Origin of the sequence: Paracoccus sp. IB05 (assembly GCF_016405985.1) — a bacterium.
In the GTDB taxonomy this organism is placed as follows: domain Bacteria; phylum Pseudomonadota; class Alphaproteobacteria; order Rhodobacterales; family Rhodobacteraceae; genus Pseudogemmobacter.
Genome location: NZ_JAEFCF010000006.1, coordinates 161,795 through 185,069, shown reverse-complemented (window position 1 = coordinate 185,069; position 23,275 = coordinate 161,795). Strand labels below are relative to the sequence as shown.

Below are 23,275 nucleotides of genomic sequence, written 5' to 3'. Positions count from 1 at the left end.
CTTCATCGTCTTCAGCTCCTCTCCAAGCCGGGAAATGCCAGCCGAAAACTCCAGCTTCAAACGGTACAGTTCTCAGGGGGCAGAGCAAACCGAGAGGACCAGAGATGAAGCGCAGCAGGTTCACCGAAGATCAGATCATCGGCATCTTGCAGGTGGAGGAGGATCAGGAAACGATCCGGGGGATTGTTTTCCCGACGAACGGAATGCCCGCCGCAAGCGATTGCCGGCGGATGCAATGCCCGCCAATGCGGCGCTCAAAGATCTTCTGGGAAAAAAGTGGTGACGCAGAGCCATGCGCCGCCACTGGCTCAGGGCCATGGCGATACCGGAAAGCGGCAAGCGGTCGGGCATCTGGTGGCGGGCCAGGGGATGAGCGAACGGCGGGCGTGTCGGGTGATCGGCTGCTGCCGGAGGACCATGCGGCTCACGAGGCGCTCCGGCAGGACGACCCCGTGCTGCGCGAACGGCTGAAGGGGCTGCGCGGGTCCGTCGCCGGTTCGGCTGCCGGCGACGGCATGTCTTGTCTCGCGCCGTGCGGGGCCTGAGGTAAACCATAAGCGCCTGTCCCGCATCTGCCGCGAAGAGCGGTTGCATGTCCGGCGTCGAGGCGGGCGCAAGCGGGCCATCGGCACAAGGGCGCCGATGAGGCTGCCGCTCATGCCGAACCAGCGCTGGTCGCCCGGTTTTGTCTCGGACCAGCTGACCGATGGCCGCCGACCCCGGATCATGACTGTGGTCGATGACGGCACGCGGGAATGGCTCGCCCTGAGTGCCGACACGTCCCTGTCCGGAGCAAGGGGGGCGCGGGAACTGGCAACGCTGTTCGAGGCGCGGGCCAGGCCTGTGACGGTGGTCAGTGACAAGGGCACCGAGTTCACCCCGAACGCGATCCTGACCTTCGCCGATGACCGCAAGATCGACTGGCACTCCATCGCGCCCGGAAAGCCGAGCCGAGACATGCCTTCATCGGGAGCTTCAACGGTCGCCTGCGCGACGCGTTGCTGAACGAGACCCTGTTCCCGTCCCTGCACCACGCCCGCGCCAGGCTGGCCGCCTGGCGCACGGACTATAACAGGGAACGCCCGCACTCCCGCCCTGGCTGGCAAACGCCTTCCGGGTTCGCCCGGACCTTCACACCGCAACGGGGTATGACGCTGCGCAACACGCAAAGCTCCGCGCCAGACCCCGTTGCCCAAACCGCCCAAAAAGGCAAAACTCAAACCCGGAGTCTCGCTCTCGCTGGATAGAAGCTGGGGGCGACGTCAGCGGCAAACAGGATCAGCACCGCCCGCCAGTTCCACAGCAGCAGACTGCTCAGGAAAAACAGCGTGAAATAGCCGCTGCCGGTTTTGTCGCGCCAGTCGGCGTAAAAGCCTTTGAAAGACGTGGTCAAATCAGGCTCTGCAATCAGGAAGTGATCGCCAGGCTATGCCGGATCACCGAGGGAAGACAAGCACTCTCACTCTGCCCAGACGGGTGCCGGATCGCGGCTGAAGCGGTAGAAGAGGTTCGGCTCCGACACGATGTAAATGTCTCCCCTTGCATCAACTGCCAGCCCTTCGGCCTGGGGGACATCGTCGCGCAGCCCATGCCAGCCGGACCAGAGCGGCATCACACTGAGCGGGCTGCCATCCGGCGCATATTCGGCCAGCGCGCCGGTCATATCCGACAAAAGCAGCAGATTGCCGGTCGCATCATGGGCTGAAAGCGAGGAAAGATCGGTGGTGAAATGGCCAAAGCGGTCTCCGGGCGCCCATTCGGTCACGCTGATCGAAAAGCCCTCACCGGCAATCGCCTCAGTCAGACCCCTGACCCGCAGCACCCGGATCGGCAGCATTTCCTGGGCGATGAACAGCTCTTCACGCGCGCTGTCCCAGGAGACACCCTCAAAGCCCATATTGTGGTACGTTCCGTAGTTCAACACCAGTTCTGGTGAGCCTGCCAGATCGACTTCGCGGGTCTCCGGAGCGATCACCACCCAGTTCAGGCTTTGCCGCGCCTCATCGGAGATGACAAAGACCGTGCCCTCCACATGGGAAATCCCCTCCGGATCCACCGCGCCGACCAGCGGGATCAGCCGCAAAAGTGCTCCCTCTGTCGACAGTTCCGCAATTCCCGGCGGGCGGTTGATCACCGCAAAGAGCGTGTCGCTTTCGGGCGCCCAGGTCAGGCCGGATAGGTTGCTCTCCACTCCCGCCACCGGCTGCGCCTCGATCTGCGCATTGTAATAGGGCAGCCAGATCCCCTTTTCCTGCCAGTCGGCTGCGGTCTGGCGCATGTTCAGATATTGCAGCCCGAGCCCGAACAGCCCCGAGGCCCAGAGCCAGAAGCCGCCGCCCGCCAGCACAAGAGCCGCCAGCCCCCAAAGAAGAGGGCGCCGGCGCCGGGCAAGGGGCAGGGATGTGCTGAGGCTCATCCCCCTTCCCGAACGGCGTCGATCATGCGCTGCACATTGTCGGGATCCGCATCAGGGGTGATGCCATGGCCGAGATTGAAGATATGCGGGCCTTTCGAGAAGGCGCGCACGACATGGCGGGTCTCGCGGATCAGATCTTCACCGCCGGTGACCAGATGATGCGGTGCCAGATTGCCCTGGACGCAGACCTCTTTCTGCACCTGTTCCGCCGCCCATTCCGGGCTGACCGAATTGTCCACCGCGACACAATCGGCGCCGGTCGCGCCTGCGAAACCGATATAGCCCGCGCCTGCCTCGCGCGGGAAGGCGATCACCGGCAGGCCGGGATGGCGGGCTTTCAGCGCGGCGATGATCTTCGCCGCCGGCTTCACCGCAAAATCCTGAAAATCCTGGCCTTTCAGGCTGCCGGCCCAGCTGTCGAACAGCTTGATCACCTCGGCCCCGGCCTCGACCTGGGCCGAGAGATATTCGATCGTTGCGCCGGTCAGCCGGTCGATCAGCGCCTCGAACGTGGCGCGATCCTCGCGTTTCAGGCGATGCGCGCCCGCCTGTTCCTCTTTGCCGCGCCCCGCGATCATATAGGTCGCGACCGTCCAGGGCGCGCCGGCAAAGCCGATCAGCGTGGTCTCTGCCGGCAGCTCGCGCTTCAGGATCCGCAGCGTCTGATAGACCGGCGCCAGGGTCTCATGGATCGCCTCATCCGGGCGCAAAGCCGCCACCTCCGCCGCTGTGGTCGTGGTCTCCATCCGCGGCCCTTCGCCGGTCTCGAACCACAATTCCCGCCCGAGCGCCTGGGGCAAAAGCAGGATATCGGCAAACAGGATCGCCGCATCGAACCCGTAGCGCCGGATCGGCTGCAGGGTCACTTCCGCCGCAAGGTCGGAATTGTAGCACAGCCTGAGGAAGTCGCCCGCCTCGGCCCGGGTCGCGCGATATTCCGGCAGGTAACGGCCTGCCTGGCGCATCATCCAGACCGGCGGCACCGGCTGAACCTCTCCCCTCAGGGCGCGCAGGATCTTTTTCTCGCTCATGGCAACCTCCGGCTTATCCAAAGCGCCGTGCCCCGCCTGCGACCACAAGTCAAGCGACCATCCGCCTGCAAAGCCCCCCGGCGCGTCCATCTGCCGCGCGTGCTTCTCCCATTTCCTCTTGATACAAATACTCCCGCCGGAGGCATCCGCCGCCCGCCAAAGGGGTGCAGAGATTGTCATCTCGCACCAGATCAGCGATGGTGCCGCAGATTTCAGTCAAAGGTGCCCTATGTCTTCCGATCCCCTTGCCGTCCCGAAAAAGCGGGTCTCCACCAGTGTTTTGCTGCTGGTTTACCTTGCCTTCATGCTGTTCGGGATCGTGATCGTCGCGGTGATCTGGATGGTGGCAGACCAGGTCTTCACCAGCTCCTCGCAAAACAGTGCGATGGGGGTGGTGGTCCCGATGATTGCCGCCATGTCGATGTCCTCTTTCTGGGCCAGACGCGAAGGCCGTCCCACCCCGGGCCGGCAATGGTGGATTGCGCTTCTGGCCACTTTGCTGACGCTTGCGCTGAACGGCGCGCTGATCTGGGCCATCGCCTCCAGCGGTGCCTGGCCGGAACTTTCCTTCCGCAACGGTTTTACCCGCGATGATCTGGTGTTCGGCAGCATCCTCGGTGCGGCGCTGTTGGTGCTTTTGACTTTGGTGGTCCGGTTTGGCTTCTGGCTGGGGCTGAATGGCTGGGAAAAACAACAGGCCAGACTGGCCGCGCTGAAGACCCGGCAGCGCCGCTGAGGAGGCCGCGCGACAGGCCAGAGGGCAGAACGGAAGGGCAGGCGATGAGCGACAATGACCTGTCGCATAAGGTGGAACAGGTGCTGGAGGAGCCTCCGCGCCGGGTGACACGGCTCGTTTCGGAAGGGGGCCGGACCTGGTGGCTGAAACGGGTGGAGCGCCTGTCGCTGAGGCTCAGGCTGCAAAAGGGTGACCCGTCCCGCGCTTTCGAGGCCGAACGCAATGGCCTGAAAACCCTGGCGCAGAAGGGCATTCCGGTGCCTGAAATCGCCATGGAGGGGGCGGATTTCTTCCTCCTCCCCGATGCCGGTCCGACGCTGCAGATCCTGGTGGAAGAGGCGGGTGATGATCCCGGAACGCGTGCCGCCTTTGCCGCAGCCGGGCGGGCGCTCGGGTTGTTGCACTGGGCCGGGCTGTCGCATGGTCGCCCGGCGCCGCGTGATATCTGCTGGGACGGCACCACCGCGCGTTTCATTGATCTCGAACGCTTTTCCGCCGCGCATCGCAGTGGTTTCTGGCAGGCGCTGGATATCGTGATCTTCACGCAAAGCTGTTTCGCGCGCTGGCCGGATGATCCGCGTTTCCTCGAGGCCGCCCTGGAGGCTTACCGCGTCAATGCCCCGGAAGGCGCCCTGGCGCGTGCCGGACGGCTGGCCTTCTGGCTGGGCTGGCTGAAACCACTGGCGCGCCTTGTGACCAGGTTCAAACCGCGCAGCCGCGAATTCCGCGCGATCCCGCTGACGCTTGCACGGCTGGCGGGCTTCCGGCGGGACGGTTAACCGTCTTCGCGCAAGACCTGCGCCGGTTTGACCGCCAGCGTCCGCCCGGCAAAGACCAGCCCCGCCAGCAAAACCGCCGCCACGCCGCCGAGGATGATCAACGCGGCCGAGGCCGGCTCGAACCGCCAGCTGCTTTCCATCACGAAATACATCACCGCCCAGGACGAGATCGCGCCGGCAATCACCGAGACAAGACCGGCCGCCAGCCCGAGAATCGCGGCGCGCAGCGTGAAGCTCGCGATGATCCGCGCCCGGGTGGCACCCAGAACTTTGAGGATCGCGGCCTCGCGGGCGCGGCGCCGTTCCCCTGCTGCCGCCGTGCCGATCAGCACTGCAAAGCCGGTCAGGAGGGTTCCCGCCGCCGCCCAGGCCGTGGCGGTCGCGATGGCCGAAAGCGCCTCGGACACCCGGTCCACCGCCTCGCGGATGCGGATCGCGGTGATGTTCGGCCAGGCTTTGGTCACCTCGCGCAGGATGGTCGCTTCGGCCTCCGGGGGCGCATAGAGCGTGGCGATATGGCTGTGCGGCGCGCCGCGCAAAGCGGCCTCGTTCATCACGATGACAAAGCCCATTCCCGCATTCGAGAAATCGACTTCGCGCAGCGAGGTGATGGTGCCGGTGATGTCGCGGCCCAGAATATTGACCGTCATCTCATCGCCGATTTTCAGCCCGGTCTCTTCCGCGACCTGGGCCGAAAGGCTGATCTGCGGCGCGCCCTGATAGTCATCCGGCCACCAGGAGCCGGCGGTGATCTTTGTGCCCTCGGGCATCGCAGCGGCATAAGAGACGCCACGATCGCCGCGAATGATCCAATGCTCGCCGATGACCTCGCGCGCGGGGCGGCCATTCACGCCGGTGACCACGCCGCGCAGCATCGGCGCGGTTTCATACTGGCTGACGGCGGTATTGGCCTGCGCCATGTCGATGAAGGGGCCGATCTGGTCGGGCTGGATATCGACAAAGAAGAAGGCCGGCGCCCGTGTCGGCAGGTCACGGTCAATGGCGGCGCGCAGATTGGCGTCGATCTGCCCGACAGCGGCCAGCACCGAAAGCCCGAGGCCCAGTGACAGGATCACCGGCAGGGCCTCGGATCCGGGGCCACCAATCGCGGCAAGGGCGGCGCGCAGACCCGGGCGGCCCTGTGCCATGCGGCTGTGCGACAGGCGCCGCGCGATCCGTCTGAGACCCCAGGCGGCCAGCGCCAGAACCGCAAGCGCGGCCAGCACGCCGCCGGCCGTGCCAAGCGCCAGTTCGGGAATGCCCGAGGTGAAGACCGCCACCACGATCAGAAGCAGGATCAGGCCCGTCAGCACGATCAGCCAGCGTTTGCGCGGCCAGCCCGCAGCGCCGCCGCGATAAAGCGCTGCCGCCCGGATACGCTCGGCCCGCGCCAGCGGCAGAAGGGTGAAGATCAGCGCCGTCAGCGCGCCGTAAAACGCGGCCTCAGCAAGGGCGGCGGGTGCGACGCCGACCTTTGCCGGGAAGGGCAGCGAAGCCTCGATCCAGGGCGCCGCCAGCAGTGGCACGCCCGCGCCGATGATCAGCCCCAGCACGATCCCGGCCAGCGTCAGCACCGCGACCTGGATCAGATAGGTCGAGAAGATCAGCCCCGAAGAGGCCCCGATCGTCTTCAGCGTCGCGATGGTCTTTTCCTTGCCCTGAAGCCAGGCCCGGACGGCGGCTGAGATACCGACACCGCCCACCGCCAGCCCCGCCAGCCCGACGAGAACAAGAAAAGACCCCATCCGGTCGATAAAACGCTCGATCCCCGGGGCGGGGCGGCGGCTGTCGGTCCAGCGCATACCCGAGTCGTGGAAGGCCTGTTTTGCGGTCTTTTCCAGCGTTTCGAGATCGGTCCCTGGCGCCAGCGCCAGGCGGTATTTCGTCTCATAGAGCGTGCCGGGGGCGAGAAGCCCCGATGTCGCCAGCGCCGGTGTGGCGACGATGCTGCGCGGCCCAAGTGAGAAACTGTCGGCGCCGCCGTCGGGCTCATCCAGCAGTGCAGCCATAACCACAAAGCTCTGGGTGCCAAGGGAGAATGTGTCGCCGATCTCCAGCCCGAGGCGTTCGATCAGCAAAGGGTCGAGCACTGCGCCGGGCAGGCCATTTTGCCCCGCCAGCGCCTGGTCCAGCGGAAGAGCCGGGTCAAGCGTGACCGTGCCGTAAAGCGGCCAGGCGGTGTCGATGGCCTTGACCTGGGTCAGCGCCTGGTCCTCCGGCGTGATCGCCATCGAACGGAAATCGACAATCTCCGACACGCGTTCTGCATGGCTGGCCATGAAGGCGCGCTCGGCGTCACTCGCGAAACGGTAGGTGAAGCGCATTTCGGCATCGCCGCCGAGGAGCACCGAGCCCTGATCGGCCAGCCCGGCCTGGATCGAGGCCCGCAGCGTCGCCACCCCGGCAATCGCCGCCACACCAAGCGCGAGGCAGATGAGGAAGACGCGCAGCCCCCGGAGCCCGCCCCGGAGCTCGCGGGCCGCGATACGGAAGGCGAGGCTCATGCGACCACCTGGCCTGATGCGGTCGGGCCAGTCTGGATCGGGCCTGACGCGGTCTGGTCTGGCACGATCTGGCCATCGATCAGCCGCAGCACCCGGTCGCAGCGTTCGGCCAGCTCCGGCGCATGGGTGACCATGATCAGGGACGATCCGTCCCGGTCCCTCAGCGCGAAGAGCAGATCCATGATCGCCTGGCCATTGACCCCGTCAAGATTGCCGGTCGGCTCATCGGCCAGCAGGATCGGCGGACGGGCGACGATGGCGCGGGCCAGCGCCACGCGCTGCTGTTCGCCGCCGGAAAGCTGCGCCGGGTAATGGTCGATACGGTGACCCAGACCCACGGCTTCCAGTTCAGATTTCGCACGGGCGAAGGCGTCTTTCTCGCCACCCAGCTCCAGCGGCAGGGCCACGTTTTCCAGCGCGGTCATGTTCGGGATCAGGTGGAAAGACTGGAACACCACGCCCATATTGCCGCGCCGGAATTTCGCGAGCTGGTCTTCATCCATGCGGCCGAGATCCTGGCCGAGCGCCTCGACCTGGCCGGATGTCGCGCGCTCAAGGCCGCCCATCAGCATCAGAAGCGAGCTTTTGCCAGAACCGGAGGGACCGGTCAGAGCCAGGGTTTCCCCCTGGTTGACCTTGAGCGAGATGCCCCGCAGGATCGGCACCGACCCGGCATTGCCCTGAAGGGTGAGGCCAATATCGGTCAGTGAAAGGACGGTCCCGGTCATGCGCAACTTCCTGAAACGAATGGGTCAGACCGGATATGCCGCATCGCGGCGTGTTCGCAACCTCACGTTTGCGTTGGGTCTTGTGGTTTCTCCGGCAATCGCTGCGGAGCCGGTGACGATTGTGGCGCTTGGCGACAGTCTGACGGCGGGCTACGGGCTGCCGGCTGGCGAGGGGTTTGTGCCGCAGCTGCAGACCTGGCTCGACCGTCAGGGGGCGGGCGCGATTGTGCTGAATGCCGGGGTGTCGGGCGATACCACGGCGGGGGGGCTGTCGCGGATTGACTGGGCGCTTGGGCCCGAGGCGGATGCGCTGATCGTGACGCTGGGCGGCAATGACATGCTGCGGGGCATTCCGGTGGCGGAAGTGCGGGCCAATATGACCGGTATCATGGAGGCCGCGAAAGCGCGGGGCCTGCCGGTGCTGATCGTGGGGATGAAGGCGCCGCTGAACTGGGGGCCGGATTACAAGCGTGATTTCGATGCGATCTATCCGGAGCTGGCGGCGGAATATGGCGCGGCGCTCGCGGATAATTTCTTTGCCGGGCTGATCGCGACGGGGGCGGATCCGTCGGACCCGGCTTCGCTGAATGCCTGGATGCAGCCTGACGGGATCCACCCGAATGCGGCCGGGGTAATCCTGATTGTCGAAGGGCTGGGGGCGGATGTGACGCGGCTGATTGCGGCGGCGCGGGGGGAAGAGCAGGCAGATTAAGAGCCTCCGGCGGGAGTATTTTCGTCAGGGGAAATGGCCTCGCCGGAAGCTTTTTCGGGTTGCTCTGAGGTCAGCCGACGCGCTGACCTGCGACCCAGGTGCCGCGGATGGCCCCGGCGGCACCGACGCGGTGGACGCGGATCAGGTCGGCGCGTTTGCCGATGGCGATTTCGCCGCGATCGGTGAGACGCGCGGCCTCTGCCGGGGCTTTGGTCACGCTGCGGATGCCGCGCGGCAGGTCGCCCCAGAGATCCCCCAGCATCAGCGCAGCTGACAAAAGCGACGAGGGCACGTAATCCGAGGACAGGATGTCAAGGAGGTCGGCCTGTGCCAGATCTGCCGCCGCGACATTGCCGGAATGCGAGCCGCCCCGGATCAGGTTCGGCGCCCCCATCATCACCAGGATGCCCTGGTCGCGGCAGGCGCGCGCAGCCTCGACCGTGGTGGGGAATTCGGCAAAGCTCACGCCCTTTTCGCGGCTGGTCACCACCTGGTCTTCGGTCGTGTCGTCATGGCTTGCGATCACGGCGCCGTAGCGGCGCGCGGCCTGGACGGCGGCCGCCTCATGCGCGGCACTGACCCGGGCCGAGAGCGCCTGCTGGCTCGCGATATGCTCGGCGAACTGGGTCTCAGACATGCCGCGCTTGCCCATGACATAGTCGCGCAGTTTCGTGATGTCGCGGAACTGGCGCTGGCCCGGGGTGTGGTCCATCAGGCTGACAATGCCGATGCGGTCCTCGGCGCCGAATTTGTCGAGTTCCTCGATGAGGGTTTCCGAACAGACCTCGGCGCGCAGATGCAGGCGGTGGCTGATCTTCAGCGCGCCCATCTCGCGCAGGGCCATGATTTCATGCGCAAGCGCCCTGGCATATTCGCCGTAACCGGCATTGTTCGACGAAAAGATCGACCCGACCCGCAGCGCGTCGAACACGGTTGTGATGCCGACCGAGGCAAGTTCGGCATCATGGGCGATGATCGCGCTGGCATGGGGCCAGTCGACGCGGGGGCGCGGCTGGAGATGGCGTTCCAGGTTGTCGGTATGCAGTTCGACGAGACCCGGCATCACCAGATCGCCCTGCATCTCTTCGGCGCCTTGCGGGGCTGTTCCCGTGTCAATGTCGGCAATCAGCCCGTCCCGGATCACGATATTGCCGGTGACGATTTCATCGGCCAGAAGGATGCGGGCATTGGCGAGGATGGTCTGGGTCATGACTGGGCTTTCTCGGCAGGAGGCAGGGTCGGGCAGGCGGGAGAGCGCTGCAAATGGCACTGTGATGTCACATCCGTGTGACAGATGGCGGTTAGGGCGAAACTGGTTCCGAAGGATGATACGGGATCGGGCTGAGAGGATGGTGGCGATGAGCGATTTCACGAGATATGCGGTCTATTATGCGCCGCGCCCGGGGGCTTTTGCGACACGGGTGGCGGGCTGGCTCGGCTGGGATCCGGAAGCCGGCCTGCCGATCGCTTTCGCAGCGCCCGAGGGGTTGCCGCGCCCCCAGGCGGAGCTGACGATGAGCCCGCGCAAATATGGCTTTCACGGCACGATCAAGGCGCCGTTTCGCCTGGCCGAGGGCCTCGGGCGCGCGGATCTCTCTGGGGCGCTCGCGGTCCTCGCGGGTCGGCTGGCGCCGGTCGGGATGCGGGGGCTGGAGCTGCGGCGGATCGGGGGATTCCTTGCGCTGGTGCCGCAGGGGGATGAGACTGCGCTGCTGGCTCTGGGCGCCGGGGTGGTGATGGATCTCGACCCTTTGCGCGCGCCCCTCACCGAGGCCGAGATCGCGAAGCGCCGCCCCGACCGGCTGACCCCGCGCCAGCGTGAGTTGCTGTCGGCCTGGGGATATCCCTTTGTTATGGAAGAGTTCCGTTTCCACCTGACGCTCTCTGACAATCTGCCTGAAGCCGAGGCTGCTGATCTGGCGGCGCGGCTGGATCCCTGGCTTTCCCCCGATCTGCCGCGCCCCTTTGTCATCGAGGATCTGTGCCTCTTTGGTGAGGATGCCGCGGGGCGGTTTCATCTTCTGGAGCGTCATGCGCTGACCGGCTGAAGCGCTGTGAGAAAGCGGGCGATGCCGGTCTCGGGGCTGGCATCGTTCATCACCGTGATCACGCTGACGCCAGCGGGGAGCCCCTCGGGCCAGGGCTGCGCGGCGCGGGCGACCCGCGCGGCGATGTCCTGAGCACTCTCGCGTCCACGCGCCTTCAGCCGCGCTGTCAGCACCTGGGGCGGGGCGGTGACATGGATCACGCTCAGCCCCGGCCACAGCAGGGCGGCGCGTTCAAGCCCCTGGCGCGAGCCGTTGAACAAAAGATCCGCGCCATTGGCCAAAGGCGCCAGCGCGGCGGCCGGGATGCCGTAGCGCAGCCCATGCGCCTGCCAGTCCAGCGCGAATTCCCCGGCCGCCTGGCGCTCTGCGAATTCCGCCGCCGTCACGCCCTCGAAATCCTCGCCCCCGGCATCCGTGGGCCTTGTGATGACGCGTCGTATGACATGCAGATCCGGTCTCGCCGCCAGTGCGCCCTGGATCAGCGTGTCCTTCCCCGCCCCCGAGGGCCCGACAATGGCGAAAAGCCGTCCCGTCATGGCGCGAGCCTCCTCATGCTGCCAGACCCGGGGTGAAGCCGGTCACATCCAGCAGCCGGTCGCAGACCCGGGCGCGCGCCTCTTCGTCATGGAAGATCCCGAGGATCGCGGCGCCGCGCGCCTTGGCATCGGCGATCAGACCCAGCACCACCTCGCGATTGATGGCGTCAAGGCTGGCGGTCGGCTCGTCGAGCAGCATCGCCGGATAGGGATGGATGAAGCCGCGCGCGATGTTCACCCGCTGCTGTTCGCCGCCTGAGAATGTGGTGGGCGAGAGCGACCAGAGGCGCTCGGGCAGGTTCAGCCGCGCCAGCAGCGCTGCGGCCCGGTCGCGGGCCTCCTCTGCGGCGGTGCCGAGGGTCAGGAGCGGTTCCGCCACCACGTCGATCGTGGGCACGCGCGGCACGACGCGCAGGAACTGGCTGACATAGCCCAGCTCTTCGCGCCGCAGTGCCAGGATCTCGCGCGGGCTGGCTTTGGCCACATCAAGCCCGCCCACGAGGATTTCGCCCGAGGCGGCAAGGTAATTGCCGTGGATCATCCGCATCAGCGTCGATTTCCCGGACCCCGACCGCCCGGTCAGCGCCACGCATTCCCCGGGCGCGACCGTCAGGCTGACGCCTGTCATCACCGGAATGACCGCGCCGCCCTGGTTGTGCAGCGTAAAGGTCTTTGAAACGTCTTTGAGCATAATCATGGGATCAGACCTGCAAAACCGAGGAAACAAGAAGCTGGGTATAGCCATGTTGCGGATCATCAAGCACCTGATCAGTCAGGCCCTGTTCCACCACATGGCCCGATTTCATCACCATAAGCCGATGCGCGAGCAGCCGCACGACGGCGAGGTCATGGGTGACCAGCACCACCGACAGCCCGAGATCGCGCACGAGGCCCCGCAAGAGATCCAGAAGCCGCGCCTGGACCGAGACATCAAGACCCCCGGTCGGCTCATCCATAAAGACCAGACGCGGTGCTGTGACGAGGTTGCGCGCAATCTGCAGCCTTTGCTGCATGCCCCCGGAAAAGGCCGAGGGCCGGTCGTCGATCCGCGCCCCGTCAATCTCGACCCGGCCAAGCCAGTCGAGCGCCGTCTCGCGGATCGCCCCGTAATTGCGCCCGCCCACGGCCATCAGTCGCTCGCCGATATTGCCGCCGGCGGAAACGCCCATCCTGAGCCCGTCGCGCGGGCTTTGATGCACAAAGGCCTGTTCGCTCCGCGCGAGCCGACGCCGCTCCGGTTCCGCCATGGCGAACATGTCACGCCCGTCAAACACGATCCCCCCCTCATCCGGCGCCTGATGCCCGGCGAGGCAGGAGAGCAGGGTCGATTTGCCCGATCCGCTCTCTCCGACGATCCCCAGCACCTCGCCGGGAAAGAGATCAAAGGACACATCGGCGCAACCGATCCGGCTGCCGTAGAATTTAGACAGCCCCCTGACCGAGAGCAAAGGCCCGGCCTCTTTCACCTTTGCATAAATGTTCATCTCAGCCCCATCCATCAGCTGCGCTCCGTTTCCAGGGCCGCGCTGCGGCTGCCACAGAAGTCGGTGTCCGAACAGACGAACATCCGCCCGCCCTGATCATCAGTGATCACCTCGTCCAGGTAGCTCTCGCGCGATCCACAGATCTCGCATTCATGATCCGCTTTTGACGCAACGAAAGGGTGATCCTCGAAATCGAGGCTGACCACCTTCGTGTATGGCGGCAGCGCATGGATCCGCGCCTCGCGCCCGGCCCCGAAAAGCTGCACGGCGGGGCTGTCCGAGAGCTTCGGATTGTCGAATTTCGGGATCGGCGAGGGGGTCATCACATAGCGGTCATGCGCCATCACGGGCCAGGCGTAGGAATTGGTGATCTCGCCATGCCGGGCGATATCCTCGTAAAGCTTCACATGCATCAGCCCATATTCCTCCAGGGCATGCATCCGCCGCGTCTCGGTCTCGCGCGGTTCCAGAAAGCGCAGGGGTTCGGGGATCGGCACCTGATAGACCAGGATCTGATCCTCGGTCAGCGGCGTTTCCGGGATGCGGTGGCGGGTCTGGATCAGGCTCGCCTCTGTGGTCGCTTCGGTCACCGCGACCCCGGCGGTGCGCTGAAAGAACTTGCGGATCGAGACGGCATTGGTCGTGTCATCCGCGCCCTGGTCGATCACCTTCAGCCGGTCCTCCGGCACGAGGCAAGCGGCCGAGACCTGGACCCCGCCGGTGCCCCAGCCATAGGGCATCGGCATCTCGCGGCTGGCGAAAGGCACCTGGTAGCCCGGTACCGCCAGCGCCTTCAGGATCGCCCGGCGCAACATGCGTTTGGTCTGTTCATCGAGATAAGCGAAATTGTAGCTTTCTGCCTCGACAGGCATGCTGGCGGTTGTCATTTTCGCGCCCCCGAAGGCCGGGCGCTGCCGGGGTTGCGGGCGCCGGCAAGGGTGATCAGCAGAGCGGCGGCGATCTGGACGGGCATCATTCTTTCTCCTGTGCGGAAAGGGCGGCGCTGCGCAACCGGCGGATCAGCTCCAGCTCGGACTGGAAATCGACGTAATGCGGCAGCTTGATATGTTCGAGAAACCCGGTGGCCTGGATATTGTCGCAATGCGACAGCACGAATTCCTCATCGCGGGCCGGGGCCGGATTGTGGCTTTCGCCAAGCTCTTTCCAGCGCAAAGCCCGGTCAACAAGGCTCATCGACAGCGATTTGCGCTCGCTCTGGCCAAAGACCAGACCATAGCCGCGGGTGAATTGCGGCGGCTCGGTTTTCGACCCGCCAAACTGGTTCACCGTCTCGCATTCCGACAGCTCGATCTCGCCGATCTCGACGGAAAACCCCAGCTCGGGGATTTCGGCCTCAATCACCACCTGGCCGATGCGCAGCTCGCCGACAAAGGCATGGGTATTGCCGTAGCCGCGCTGCGTTGAATAGGCGAGCGACAGGAGGAACCCCTCATCGCCCCGCGCCAGCGCCTGCAGACGCAGCGCCCGGGTCGCGGGCAGTTCCAGCGCCTCGCGGGTCAGATCGGGGGGCGTGTCGGCGCCGGTGCCGGCCTCTTCGATCAGCCCCTCGCGGTTCAGAAAGCCCATCACATGCGGCACGGTATCCAGCCCTTCGGGGCTGGCGGTTGTCGCCTCGGGCAGATCAAGCCCTTCCGCGGCCAGCGCGAAATCCAGCAGGCGATGCGTGTAATCGAAGGTCGGCCCGAGGATCTGACCGCCCGGCACATCGCGGAATGTCGCCGAGACGCGCCGGATCACCGCCATTTTCGCGGTCTCGACCGGCAGCGTGGCACCAAAGCGCGGCAGGGTGGTGCGATAGGCGCGGATCAGGAAAATCGCCTCGATCAGATCGCCCCGCGCCTGTTTGATCGCCAGCGCCGCGAGGTCGGGATCATAGAGCGATCCCTCGGCCATCACGCGGTCGACCGAGAGTTTCAGCTGCGCGCGGATCTGCGCGACGGACAGTTCGGCGATTTCCGTGTCGCCCCTGCGCTCTTCGGCGAGCCAGGCATGGGCGTTGTCGATGGCGCGTTCTCCGCCTTTGACGGCAACATACATCAGATATCCTCCAGCCTCGTTGAGCGCGGCAGACCGGCGATCTGATCTCCGGCGGTCAGAAAAGTGTCAAACCCCAGCGGGTACAGCGCGTGATTGGCCTGAAAGGCCGCGTTTTCCGGCAGGGAAAGCCGGGCGCTGTCCTGGATGCCCGGGCCGGTCAGGCGGGTGCCGCTGGCCGCAAGCGTTGGCATTTCGACGATCAGCGTGGCGGCGCGGTCGGGGTAGTCGGGCGTGCCGGTGGCAAAGCGCGAGACCGGTGTCAGCGCCTCCCAGCTGCCGATCACGAAATGCGCGGCCTCAGCCGTGGTAAAGGGCGCGGCGGTGTGAAAGGTCAGCCAGGCGCGCAACGCGGCACTGTCATGCGAAGGGGCGAGCCAGACCGGCGTCGTCTGATCCATCAGCACCAGCGCCAGCGTCCCCGCCGCAACCGAGAGCGGCGCGGGCGGCATCGCGCCCGTGATCTGCTGAATGCGACCGGGCCGGGCCAGGGCCTGCATCGCGGCGCGGAAGGCGCGGGCGGCATCATGCGCCGGATGGGCGAAACCGCCGGCGAGCGAAGGCGTGACCGGAGCAGGCAGGACGGGCGCGTTCATTTGTCGTCTCCGCGGACAAGGGTGAAGAATTCGACGCGGGTGGCGGCGGCTTTGGCGGCCCGTCCCTCGCGGCGGGCGGCCTCGGCCTCGGTCAGGGGCGTGAGCACGGTCTCGCGGATGCGCTCTGCCGCATCGGTCTGCATCAGCGCATCGACCAGGGCGGCATGGCGGGCATGGGTACGGTCGCGGCCCTGGACCAGCGCATGGCCGGTGGTGCCATCCGCGAGATGCAGCGTGGCGCGGGTCACAGTGACCTCGCCCAGCGAGAAGGGCGCGCCGCTGCCGCCGATGCGGCCCTGGACCATCATCGTGCCGGTTTCCGGCGCACGCAGATCGTGATGGTCGGGCAGCGGCAGCGGCAAAAGCGCGGCAAGCGCCTCGGGCCGCGCGCGCGCGAGGGTGCCCATCCAGGCGCGGCGCGCCCCGGTGAGGTCTTTGGCAGGGGAGGGTCCGGTGTGATTCATGGCAGACATCTTTTCTGACTTGTCTGTTGTACTAGACAACTATACAAGTAAGCGGCGGGCGACAGGTGACGTCAATGCGAATATTTTGCGAAACTTCGGTAACGGGGGCAGGGAATGGCGCGCACGGCTTTGTGGAAGGGGATCGCCGGGACGCTGGCGGACGAGGTCGCACGGGGCCATTTCCCGATCGGCGCGCGGCTGCCAAGCGAAGCGGAATTGTCGGTCCGGTTTGGCGTCAACCGCCATACCGTGCGCCATGCGCTGGCGGATCTGGCGGAACGCGGCCTTGTCCATGCGCGGCGCGGCGCCGGGGTATTCGTGCTGGGGCGGCCCACGGATTACCCGCTCGGGCGGCGGGTGCGGTTCCATCAGGCGATGGAATCGGGCGGGCGCTTGCCGTCGAAACAGCTGACACGGCGCGAGACGCGGCCCTCGGATGCAAAGGAGGCGCAGGCGCTCGGGCTGGCGACGGCGGAGCCGGTGCTGGTGGTCGAGGGGCTTTCCTCGGCCGACGGCCAACCGCTGGCGGTGTTTCGTTCGGTCTTTCCGGCGGCGCGGCTGCCCGGTCTTGCGGCGGCTTTTGAAGGCGAAAGTTCGATCACGCGCGCGCTGGCGGCGGTGGGGGTGGCGGATTACACCCGCGCCTCGACGCGGCTCTCGGCCAGGGCCGCCAGCACCATGGTGGCGCTGGCGCTGCAGATCCCCGAAGGCGCGCCGGTTCTGCGCACGACATCGGTCAATATCGACGGCGCAGGGGTGCCGGTCGAGTTCGGCACCACCTGGTTTGCCGGCGAGAGGGTGACGCTGACCGTGACGCCGGAGGCGGGTTAGGCCTCGTATTTCTCAAGAAATGCCTCGGCCTGGAGGCTGCGGAAATCCGCGAGCACCGCGCGCAGGCGGCTGTGATCCCAATCCCACCAGGCCAGGGTAAGCAGCCGGTCGATCACGCTGGCGGAAAAGCGCATCCGGATCAGCCTGGCCGGGCTGCCGCCAACGATGGCAAAATCGGGCACGTCTTTGGTGACCACTGCACCAGAGGCCACGATGGCGCCGGTGCCGATCGTCACATCGGGTTTGATGATCGCGCCATGGCCGATCCAGCAATCGGGGCCAAGCAGGGTGCGCCGCGCGGCGCGGGCTTTGAAAAAGGCGGGATCGTCTTCGGCATCGTCGAAATACCAGGAAGAGCGGTAGAGGAAGTGATGCTGCGCGGCATGGGCGAAGGGGTGGTCGGTCGGCCCGATCCGCGTCAGGGCGGCGATATTGGCGAATTTGCCAACCGTGGTATTGGCGATGTCGGAGAGGCGTTCGGCATAGGCATAATCGCCGAAGGTTGAGTTCAACACACGGGTGCCCTCGCCGACCTCGCAGTAAGCGCCGAAGGTGGAATTGGCGATATGGGTGTTCGGGTGGAGGAACGGTTCGGTTGCGGAGAGGCGGGGCATTTTCGGGGCTTTCAGGGCAATGGGCCGCCGGGTGGCTGAAGGGGGAGCCTCCGGCGGGAGTATTTGGGTCAAGAGGAAATGGCTCACTCGCCTTTGATCAGCCTGCGGCGGAGCCAGCCGGAGAGGCCGTCGAGCGCCATGACCATCAGCACGATCAGGATCATGTAATAGGCGACATCCTCCCAGTCTTTCTGGGTGATGATGGCTTGCGTGAGCAGGAGGCCGATGCCGCCGCCGGTGATGGCGCCGATCACGGTGGCGGAGCGGGTGTTGGATTCGAACAGATAGAGCACCTGCGACATCAGGACCGGCGTGACCTGGGGGAGCACACCGAAGCGCGCGCGTTGCAGCGTGGTGGCGCCGGTGGAGCGGACGCCCTCGACCTGCTTTTCGTCGATGTTTTCGAGGGCTTCGGAGTAGAGTTTGCCGAAAGTGCCGGTATCGGTGATCAGGATCGCCAATGCGCCGGTCATCGGGCCGGGGCCGAAGGCGCGGGCCAGCACGATGGTCCAGATCAGCGCATCGACGCCGCGGATGAAGTCGAAGACCCGGCGCATCAGGAAGCGCAGCGGCCCCAGCGGGTTGAAGTTCCGCGCCGCCATGAAAGCGAGGGGCAGGGCCACGAGTGCTGCGAGAAAGGTGCCGATGAAGGCCATCAGCAGGGTCTCGAACAGCGCCCAGGCGACCTCGCCATGGTGCCACATTTTGTTGGTCCAGAACTCGGACGCCATATAGCTGAGATTGGAGCGGGCAGGGTCGACACGCTCACCTGCAAAGGCGAGCGACGCGAGCTCCCAGGGGGATTTCTGGAAGAAGGGGCTGTCGGCGGTGAAGAAAAACAGGGCCCAGCCAGCCTGGTAGCGGAAGGTCTCGACCTTGGAGCGGGAATAGTTGAAACGACCGGCCGGGGTGGTGACGGTGATCAGCCGGTCTGAGGCGTTGATCCAGGAGGGCAGCGGCCCGGGCGCGTCGAGGATCAGGCTCTGGCCGTCATCCGAGGGCCTGATGTCGATGGTGCCGTAATCCGGGACGACGTAGCGCGCGCCGAGGCTGTCATAGGTGACGATATTGCCGGAGCCGAGGTCGATTGTGGTGACGCCATCGGTGACGGTAACCCAGTCCGGCAGCAGGCCGGGCGGGTAGGCGCCGCGGTTCTCGCCATCCTTCGAGATTGTCAGGGCGCCACTGCGGTTGTCGCGGGTCACATGGGTCTTATGCGCCCAGAAATCGGTCAGCAGCACGGCGGCATTGTCGGTCTTGGCCCGCGCGGCGATGCCGGGGATATCGAAGGCAAAGAAGATCCAGGTCAGATAGGCGAGGATCACGCCTGGCACCAGGAAAGACATCCGGGCGCGTTTGCGGAAGCCCGCGATCAGGGCGTCAGCGGAAGGGGCGGCTCCGGGCGGGGCGTTCAGGCTCATGGTCATGGCTCAGGCCCTTGTCTTCTGGACCGCGCCCCGGACGAGGCGGGTGCGGTAAAAATCGGTGACCTGGTCGATCAGCACGATGGTGAGGAACAACAGAAGGAAAATCGCGACCACCTGGTCGTATTTGCCTGCGCCCCATTGCATGGCGAGTTTCAGGTCATAGCCGATGCCGCCCGAACCGACGAAGCCGAGGATCGCCGAGGCGCGGACATTGATCTCGAACCTGAGCATCAGGTAGGACAGCCAGTTCGGCGCAACCTGGGGGATAACGCCCAGCCACATCCGCTGCAGCCAGCCGGCGCCGACAGATGTCAGGCCTTCGACCGGTTTTACGTCGGCGTTTTCAGCGACTTCGGAGAAGAGTTTTCCAAGCGCGCCCGCCGTATGCAGGCTGATCGCGATCATCGCCGGCACCGGGCCGCCGCCGAGGATGAAGATCAGCATCAGGGCGATCACGATCTCGGGGATGGAGCGCGTGAGGTCCATCATGCGGCGGAAGACCGGCGTCAGGCGCGGCCAGCGGGCAAGGCCGCGGGTTGCCAGAAGGGCCAGCATAGCAGCCGTAAAGCCGCCGATCAGCGTCGAGACAGCGGCGATATTCACCGTCTCCATCAAAGACGGCAGGAATTGCAGGAAGAGGCCGGGGATGTTTGCGCGTCTGTCCCAGGCCTCGGAAATCACTTCGGAGGGGAAAGCGAAGAGCTGTGGCAGCCCGTTGATGAAACCGCCCGCATTGCGGCTTTCGGCAAGCTGGAAACCCGCGATCATCAGCGCGACAAACAGCGCCAGGATGATGCCGCTATAGAGGCGGCGGCGGCGCACCATGTCGAGATAGGCCTCGCTGGTGCCAGGTGGCGTGGCAGGTGGCGTGGCGCCTGGTTTTCGGTCTGGTCCTGGTCCGTAAGCGATATCGACCATGATGCCCCCACATAAAAAGAGGCCGGGCCTTCGGATTGCGCGAAGGCCCGGCTTTGGGTCTGGTTAGATTACTGGCTGTCTTGCAGTTTGCGGGCCTCGACGATGCCGATATAGGCCTCATGGGTGACCGGCACGAAGTCTTTGGCCTCGCCGGCGGCGACGCCATAAGCGCATTCCTTATTGGTCTCATGCAGGTCGGCGGTCAGCTTGATGACCTTGTCCTTCACATCCTGCGGCAGCGCCTTGCGGAGGACCATCGGGCCTTCCGGGATCAGGGCCGAGCGCCAGATTTCCTGGATGTCGTTCATATTGACGAGGCCGGCATCAGCCGATTTGCGGAAGGCGCCCGAATTGTAGCCGTCTTCCCATTCGCCAAGGCCGTCCGCCCAAGCGACAGCCGCATCGAAATCGCCATTGGCGACGCCGACGATGGATTGCTCATGACCGCCCGAGAAACGGACTTCCGAGAAATACTGCTCCAGCGGGCCGAATTTCGCGACCATTTCAGCGCCGGGGACCAGGTAGCCCGAGGTAGAGTTCGGCTCGGCAAAGGCGAATTTCTTGCCCTTGGCGTCTTCGAGCGTCTTGATGCCGGAATCGGTGCGGGCAAAGGCGATGGAATAATAGCCGGTCGATCCGTCCATGTTTTGCTTGGTCAGGACGGCCTCAACCGATTCCGGGTCGGTGATATAGGCTTTGGCATAACCGCTCGCGCCCATCCAGGCGAGGTCGATGGTGCCGCCCAGCAGGCCCTGGATCACGCCGTCATAATCGGCGGGGGTGAAGACCTTGACCGGAACGCCAAGCGCCTCTTCGATGGCGGCGCGGTAGCACTCGTTCGAGGTCATGCGGTCCTGGGCGTTCTCGCCGCCGAGGATGCCGAGGTTGAACTGTTTGATTTCCTGTGCCTGCGCCATGCCGGTCAGGGCGGTGGTCACGGCCAGAGCCAGTGCGATCTTTTTCATGGTCTTCTCCATGGAGGGGGAAAGGAAAACCCCGGCACGCGGGCGCGTCCGGGGAATGGGTTACGACATCAGCGTATCGGCGTAAGAGCGGTCTGCGCCGGTGTCGGTCGGGATCGCGGTCGAGGTCGCGGCCTCGTTGAACGACTCATCGGCGCCGTAAATGTCACGCGCCACGCCGGTCGAAAGTTGGTCGGGCGTGCCGTCGAACACCACGCGGCCATCGCGCATCCCGATCACGCGGTCACAGTAACGGCGCGCGGTGTCGAGCGTGTGGAGATTGGCGATCACCATGCGGCCGTCTTCGACATTGATCGCTTTCAGCGTGTCCATCACGACCTGGGCGTTCATCGGGTCCAAAGACGCGATGGGCTCGTCGGCGAGGATGATCTTCGGGTCCTGCATCAGCGCGCGGGCAATGGCGACGCGCTGCTGCTGGCCGCCGGACAGCGCTTCGGCGCGTTTCGGGGCCTGTTCCTGGATCCCGAGCCGGTCGAGGATTTCCAGCGCTTTGAGGATGTCGGTGCGCGACCAGATGTTGAACAAAGTCTGCAGCGATGAGCGGCGGTTCAGAATGCCATGCAGCACATTCGAGGCCACATCCATGCGCGGCACCAGATTGAACTGCTGGAAGATCATCGCGCATTGGCTTTGCCAGGCGCGGGCGTCGCGGCCCTTCAGCGCCAGCACATCGCGGCCATCGACGAGGATCTCGCCAGAAGACGCGTCCAGCAGGCGGTTCATCATCCTGAGGAAGGTGGATTTACCCGCCCCTGACCGCCCGATGATGCCCACAAAACCCGGGCCGTCGATGCGGAAACTGACATTGTCCACGGCCGCTTTCTGGCCAAACATCCGGGTAACGGATTTTACTTCCAGCATGAGGGTCCGCCTCTGATTTCCTCAGGCGGACCTATTGGGCTTTTGTGACATCGGGGTCTCTCCGATGTGAAACTTGCGTAACGGCGGCGGGCCTGGGCCCGCTTTACCTTGAGGGAATGACCTTGCCGGGGTTCATCAGCCCTGAAGGGTCGAGTGCCGATTTCACCGCCCGCATGACATCCAGCGCCACCGGATCCTTTCTGCGCCGCATCGAGGCCAGTTTCGACAGACCGATTCCATGTTCCGCCGAGAAAGAACCGCCAAGTTCTGCGACCATATCCTCGATGCAGTTCATCACCTGATCCTCATGGCCCTCTGTCGCCGGATAGACCGAGAAATGCAGATTGCCGTCGCCCAGGTGCCCGACCGTGATCGTTCCCGCACCGGGCGAGATCGCTTCAAGCCGGGCAGAGATGCCGGTCAGGAACGTGTCCACCCGGTCCACCGGCAGGCAGATATCGGTATCCACAAACGGGTGGATGCCGTGACAGATTTCGGCAGCCGCCTCGCGCCGGGCCCAGATTGCCATGCGCTGTGCCTCGGATTGAGCAATGATGGCGTCTTCGATCAGCCCCTCTTCGAGCATTGCACCCAGGACAGATTCCAGCTTTGCGACCAGGGGCACCTGGCCATCCGGGCCAGGATCGGCCTCTTCGGCGGATGTCGTCGCGGCCTCGATCAGCAATGTCACCGGCGGGATGGTCGCGAAGGGCTGGCCAAGATCGGGGCGCACTTTCGTCAGTTGGCGCGAGTAATCCTCGGGCATCAGCTCAAAGGCCTCAACGCGGCCGCCGGTCGCCTCCTGCATCCGGTTGAGCAGCCCAAGCGCCTTTGGCAGGCTGTCTGCCGCCACCACCGCCGTGGCATGGGCGCGGGGCGCCGGGACCAGCTTCATCACCGCCGCCGTGATGATCCCCAATGTCCCCTCGGCGCCGATGAACAGCTGTTTCAGATCGTAGCCGGAATTGTCTTTATGCAGCTCGCTCATCAGATTCAGCACCCGGCCATCCGCCAGCACCACCTCAAGCCCGAGACACAGCCCGCGCGTCGAGCCATAGCGCAGCACGTTAGAGCCGCCTGCATTGGTCGAGAGCGCGCCGCCAAGCATCGCCGAGCCGCGCGCGCCAAACCACAGCGGGAAGTAAAGCCCTTCGGCCTCGGCGGCCTCATGGATCTTTTGCAGGACAACGCCCGCTTCCGCGATCACGAGGCGCGCGCCCGCGCGCAGCTCGCGGATGCGGTTCATCCGGTCGAGGCTGATCATCACGCCGCCTTCAGCCATCGTGCCGCCGACAAGGCCGGTATTGCCGCCGACCGGGACCACGCTGACCCCGGCCTCTGCCGCCGCGCGCAGGCAGGCCGCCACTTCGGCGGTCGAGCCAGGTCGCAGCACCGCGACCGGCGTGCCGTGGTAATGGCCCATCCAGTCATCGGCATATTTGCGCATGTCATCGCCGGTCAGCACATAGGCCGCGCCGATCGCGGCCTGCAATTCTGTCAGCACCCTGTCCATCCGGCTTTCCCCTGATTTCCGTCAGGCGAATATCTGCGC

The 23,275-nt window shown here is 65.4% G+C and carries 24 protein-coding genes and 1 pseudogene; 6 read left to right on the top strand and 19 right to left on the bottom strand.

Going from position 1 to position 23,275, the window contains the following annotated elements:
• Positions 1-104: 104 nt before the first annotated feature.
• Positions 105-1,247 (top strand): annotated as a pseudogene (locus tag JC607_RS06405) (IS3 family transposase).
• Here JC607_RS06405 and JC607_RS06400 read toward each other — a convergent pair.
• From JC607_RS06400 to hemE, 3 genes are all read right to left on the bottom strand, one after another.
• Positions 1,217-1,393, bottom strand: a complete 177-nt coding sequence (locus tag JC607_RS06400) for a hypothetical protein (protein ID WP_198836114.1) — start codon at positions 1,391-1,393, stop codon at positions 1,217-1,219. The pseudogene JC607_RS06405 and the gene JC607_RS06400 overlap by 31 nt on opposite strands.
• Positions 1,394-1,459: 66 nt before the next feature.
• Entirely contained in the window at positions 1,460-2,416 is a 957-nt protein-coding gene (locus JC607_RS06395; protein ID WP_198836113.1) for an SdiA-regulated domain-containing protein, read from the bottom strand.
• The gene (gene hemE, locus JC607_RS06390; RefSeq protein WP_198836112.1) at positions 2,413-3,447 is read right to left on the bottom strand and encodes a uroporphyrinogen decarboxylase; all 1,035 of its coding nucleotides are present in this window, start codon (positions 3,445-3,447) and stop codon (positions 2,413-2,415) included. Before hemE ends, JC607_RS06395 begins: the two co-directional genes overlap by 4 nt.
• 229 nt (positions 3,448-3,676) lie before the next feature.
• On the opposite strand from hemE, the gene JC607_RS06385 reads away from it, so the two are divergent.
• A complete protein-coding gene (locus JC607_RS06385; RefSeq protein ID WP_198836111.1) occupies positions 3,677-4,183 on the top strand; it encodes an ABZJ_00895 family protein in 507 nt (168 codons plus the stop codon).
• A gap of 44 nt (positions 4,184-4,227) precedes the next feature.
• The gene (locus JC607_RS06380) at positions 4,228-4,962 is read left to right on the top strand and encodes a serine/threonine protein phosphatase (RefSeq protein ID WP_198836110.1); all 735 of its coding nucleotides are present in this window, start codon (positions 4,228-4,230) and stop codon (positions 4,960-4,962) included.
• Here the strand turns inward: JC607_RS06380 and JC607_RS06375 are convergent.
• Together JC607_RS06375 and JC607_RS06370 are read right to left on the bottom strand one after the other, a co-directional pair.
• Positions 4,959-7,466: an ABC transporter permease gene (locus tag JC607_RS06375; RefSeq protein ID WP_198836109.1), complete on the bottom strand. Its 2,508-nt coding sequence runs from the start codon at positions 7,464-7,466 to the stop codon at positions 4,959-4,961. The genes JC607_RS06380 and JC607_RS06375 overlap by 4 nt on opposite strands.
• Positions 7,463-8,194, bottom strand: coding sequence for an ABC transporter ATP-binding protein (locus JC607_RS06370; protein ID WP_198836108.1), 732 nt, complete (start codon positions 8,192-8,194; stop codon positions 7,463-7,465). The genes JC607_RS06375 and JC607_RS06370 overlap by 4 nt, the downstream gene beginning before the upstream one ends.
• Here JC607_RS06370 and JC607_RS06365 point away from each other — a divergent pair.
• Complete coding sequence (locus JC607_RS06365) at positions 8,193-8,906, top strand: arylesterase (RefSeq protein ID WP_198836107.1); 714 nt, start codon at positions 8,193-8,195, stop codon at positions 8,904-8,906. The genes JC607_RS06370 and JC607_RS06365 overlap by 2 nt on opposite strands.
• Positions 8,907-8,976: 70 nt before the next feature.
• Here JC607_RS06365 and JC607_RS06360 read toward each other — a convergent pair whose 3' ends face one another.
• Positions 8,977-10,116, bottom strand: a complete 1,140-nt coding sequence (locus JC607_RS06360) for an alpha-D-ribose 1-methylphosphonate 5-triphosphate diphosphatase (protein ID WP_198836106.1) — start codon at positions 10,114-10,116, stop codon at positions 8,977-8,979.
• Positions 10,117-10,264: 148 nt separating this feature from the next.
• On the opposite strand from JC607_RS06360, the gene JC607_RS06355 reads away from it, so the two are divergent.
• Complete coding sequence (locus JC607_RS06355; protein WP_198836105.1) at positions 10,265-10,954, top strand: DUF1045 domain-containing protein; 690 nt, start codon at positions 10,265-10,267, stop codon at positions 10,952-10,954.
• Here the strand turns inward: JC607_RS06355 and phnN are convergent.
• The 7 genes from phnN to phnG all read right to left on the bottom strand — a co-directional run bounded on the left by phnN (position 10,936) and on the right by phnG (position 16,089).
• Positions 10,936-11,490 (bottom strand): phosphonate metabolism protein/1,5-bisphosphokinase (PRPP-forming) PhnN, encoded by a 555-nt coding sequence (phnN, locus tag JC607_RS06350; protein ID WP_198836104.1) that lies wholly within the window; start codon positions 11,488-11,490, stop codon positions 10,936-10,938. The two genes, JC607_RS06355 and phnN, sit on opposite strands and share 19 nt — an antisense overlap.
• A gap of 13 nt (positions 11,491-11,503) precedes the next feature.
• Positions 11,504-12,187, bottom strand: a complete 684-nt coding sequence (phnL, locus tag JC607_RS06345; protein ID WP_198836103.1) for a phosphonate C-P lyase system protein PhnL — start codon at positions 12,185-12,187, stop codon at positions 11,504-11,506.
• Positions 12,188-12,191: 4 nt separating this feature from the next.
• Positions 12,192-12,974: a phosphonate C-P lyase system protein PhnK gene (gene phnK / locus JC607_RS06340; protein WP_198836102.1), complete on the bottom strand. Its 783-nt coding sequence runs from the start codon at positions 12,972-12,974 to the stop codon at positions 12,192-12,194.
• A 14-nt stretch (positions 12,975-12,988) separates the two neighbouring features.
• Complete coding sequence (locus JC607_RS06335) at positions 12,989-13,861, bottom strand: alpha-D-ribose 1-methylphosphonate 5-phosphate C-P-lyase PhnJ (protein WP_283176857.1); 873 nt, start codon at positions 13,859-13,861, stop codon at positions 12,989-12,991.
• 85 nt (positions 13,862-13,946) lie between these two features.
• Positions 13,947-15,032 carry a carbon-phosphorus lyase complex subunit PhnI gene (locus JC607_RS06330; protein ID WP_198836101.1) on the bottom strand — a complete coding sequence of 362 codons (1,086 nt, stop codon included), beginning with the start codon at positions 15,030-15,032 and terminating at the stop codon, positions 13,947-13,949.
• Complete coding sequence (gene phnH / locus JC607_RS06325) at positions 15,032-15,625, bottom strand: phosphonate C-P lyase system protein PhnH (RefSeq protein WP_198836100.1); 594 nt, start codon at positions 15,623-15,625, stop codon at positions 15,032-15,034. The genes JC607_RS06330 and phnH overlap by 1 nt, the downstream gene beginning before the upstream one ends.
• Complete coding sequence (phnG, locus tag JC607_RS06320; RefSeq protein ID WP_198836099.1) at positions 15,622-16,089, bottom strand: phosphonate C-P lyase system protein PhnG; 468 nt, start codon at positions 16,087-16,089, stop codon at positions 15,622-15,624. Before phnG ends, phnH begins: the two co-directional genes overlap by 4 nt.
• Positions 16,090-16,203: 114 nt before the next feature.
• On the opposite strand from phnG, the gene phnF reads away from it, so the two are divergent.
• On the top strand, positions 16,204-16,920 hold the full coding sequence (gene phnF / locus JC607_RS06315; protein ID WP_198836098.1) for a phosphonate metabolism transcriptional regulator PhnF: 717 nt from the start codon (positions 16,204-16,206) through the stop codon (positions 16,918-16,920).
• On the opposite strand, the gene JC607_RS06310 is transcribed toward phnF, so the two are convergent.
• From JC607_RS06310 to JC607_RS06285, 6 genes are all read right to left on the bottom strand, one after another.
• Entirely contained in the window at positions 16,917-17,534 is a 618-nt protein-coding gene (locus JC607_RS06310) for a chloramphenicol acetyltransferase (RefSeq protein ID WP_198836097.1), read from the bottom strand. The two genes, phnF and JC607_RS06310, sit on opposite strands and share 4 nt — an antisense overlap.
• 83 nt (positions 17,535-17,617) lie before the next feature.
• Positions 17,618-18,955 (bottom strand): phosphonate ABC transporter, permease protein PhnE, encoded by a 1,338-nt coding sequence (gene phnE / locus JC607_RS06305; RefSeq protein ID WP_233092704.1) that lies wholly within the window; start codon positions 18,953-18,955, stop codon positions 17,618-17,620.
• Between the two features lie 9 nt (positions 18,956-18,964).
• Positions 18,965-19,786, bottom strand: a complete 822-nt coding sequence (gene phnE, locus JC607_RS06300) for a phosphonate ABC transporter, permease protein PhnE (RefSeq protein WP_233092717.1) — start codon at positions 19,784-19,786, stop codon at positions 18,965-18,967.
• 161 nt (positions 19,787-19,947) lie between these two features.
• Positions 19,948-20,844 (bottom strand): phosphonate ABC transporter substrate-binding protein, encoded by an 897-nt coding sequence (phnD, locus tag JC607_RS06295; RefSeq protein ID WP_198836094.1) that lies wholly within the window; start codon positions 20,842-20,844, stop codon positions 19,948-19,950.
• 60 nt (positions 20,845-20,904) lie between these two features.
• Positions 20,905-21,723, bottom strand: a complete 819-nt coding sequence (gene phnC / locus JC607_RS06290; RefSeq protein ID WP_198836093.1) for a phosphonate ABC transporter ATP-binding protein — start codon at positions 21,721-21,723, stop codon at positions 20,905-20,907.
• 103 nt (positions 21,724-21,826) lie between these two features.
• Positions 21,827-23,236, bottom strand: a complete 1,410-nt coding sequence (locus tag JC607_RS06285; RefSeq protein WP_198836092.1) for an FAD-binding oxidoreductase — start codon at positions 23,234-23,236, stop codon at positions 21,827-21,829.
• Positions 23,237-23,275 lie beyond the last annotated feature (39 nt).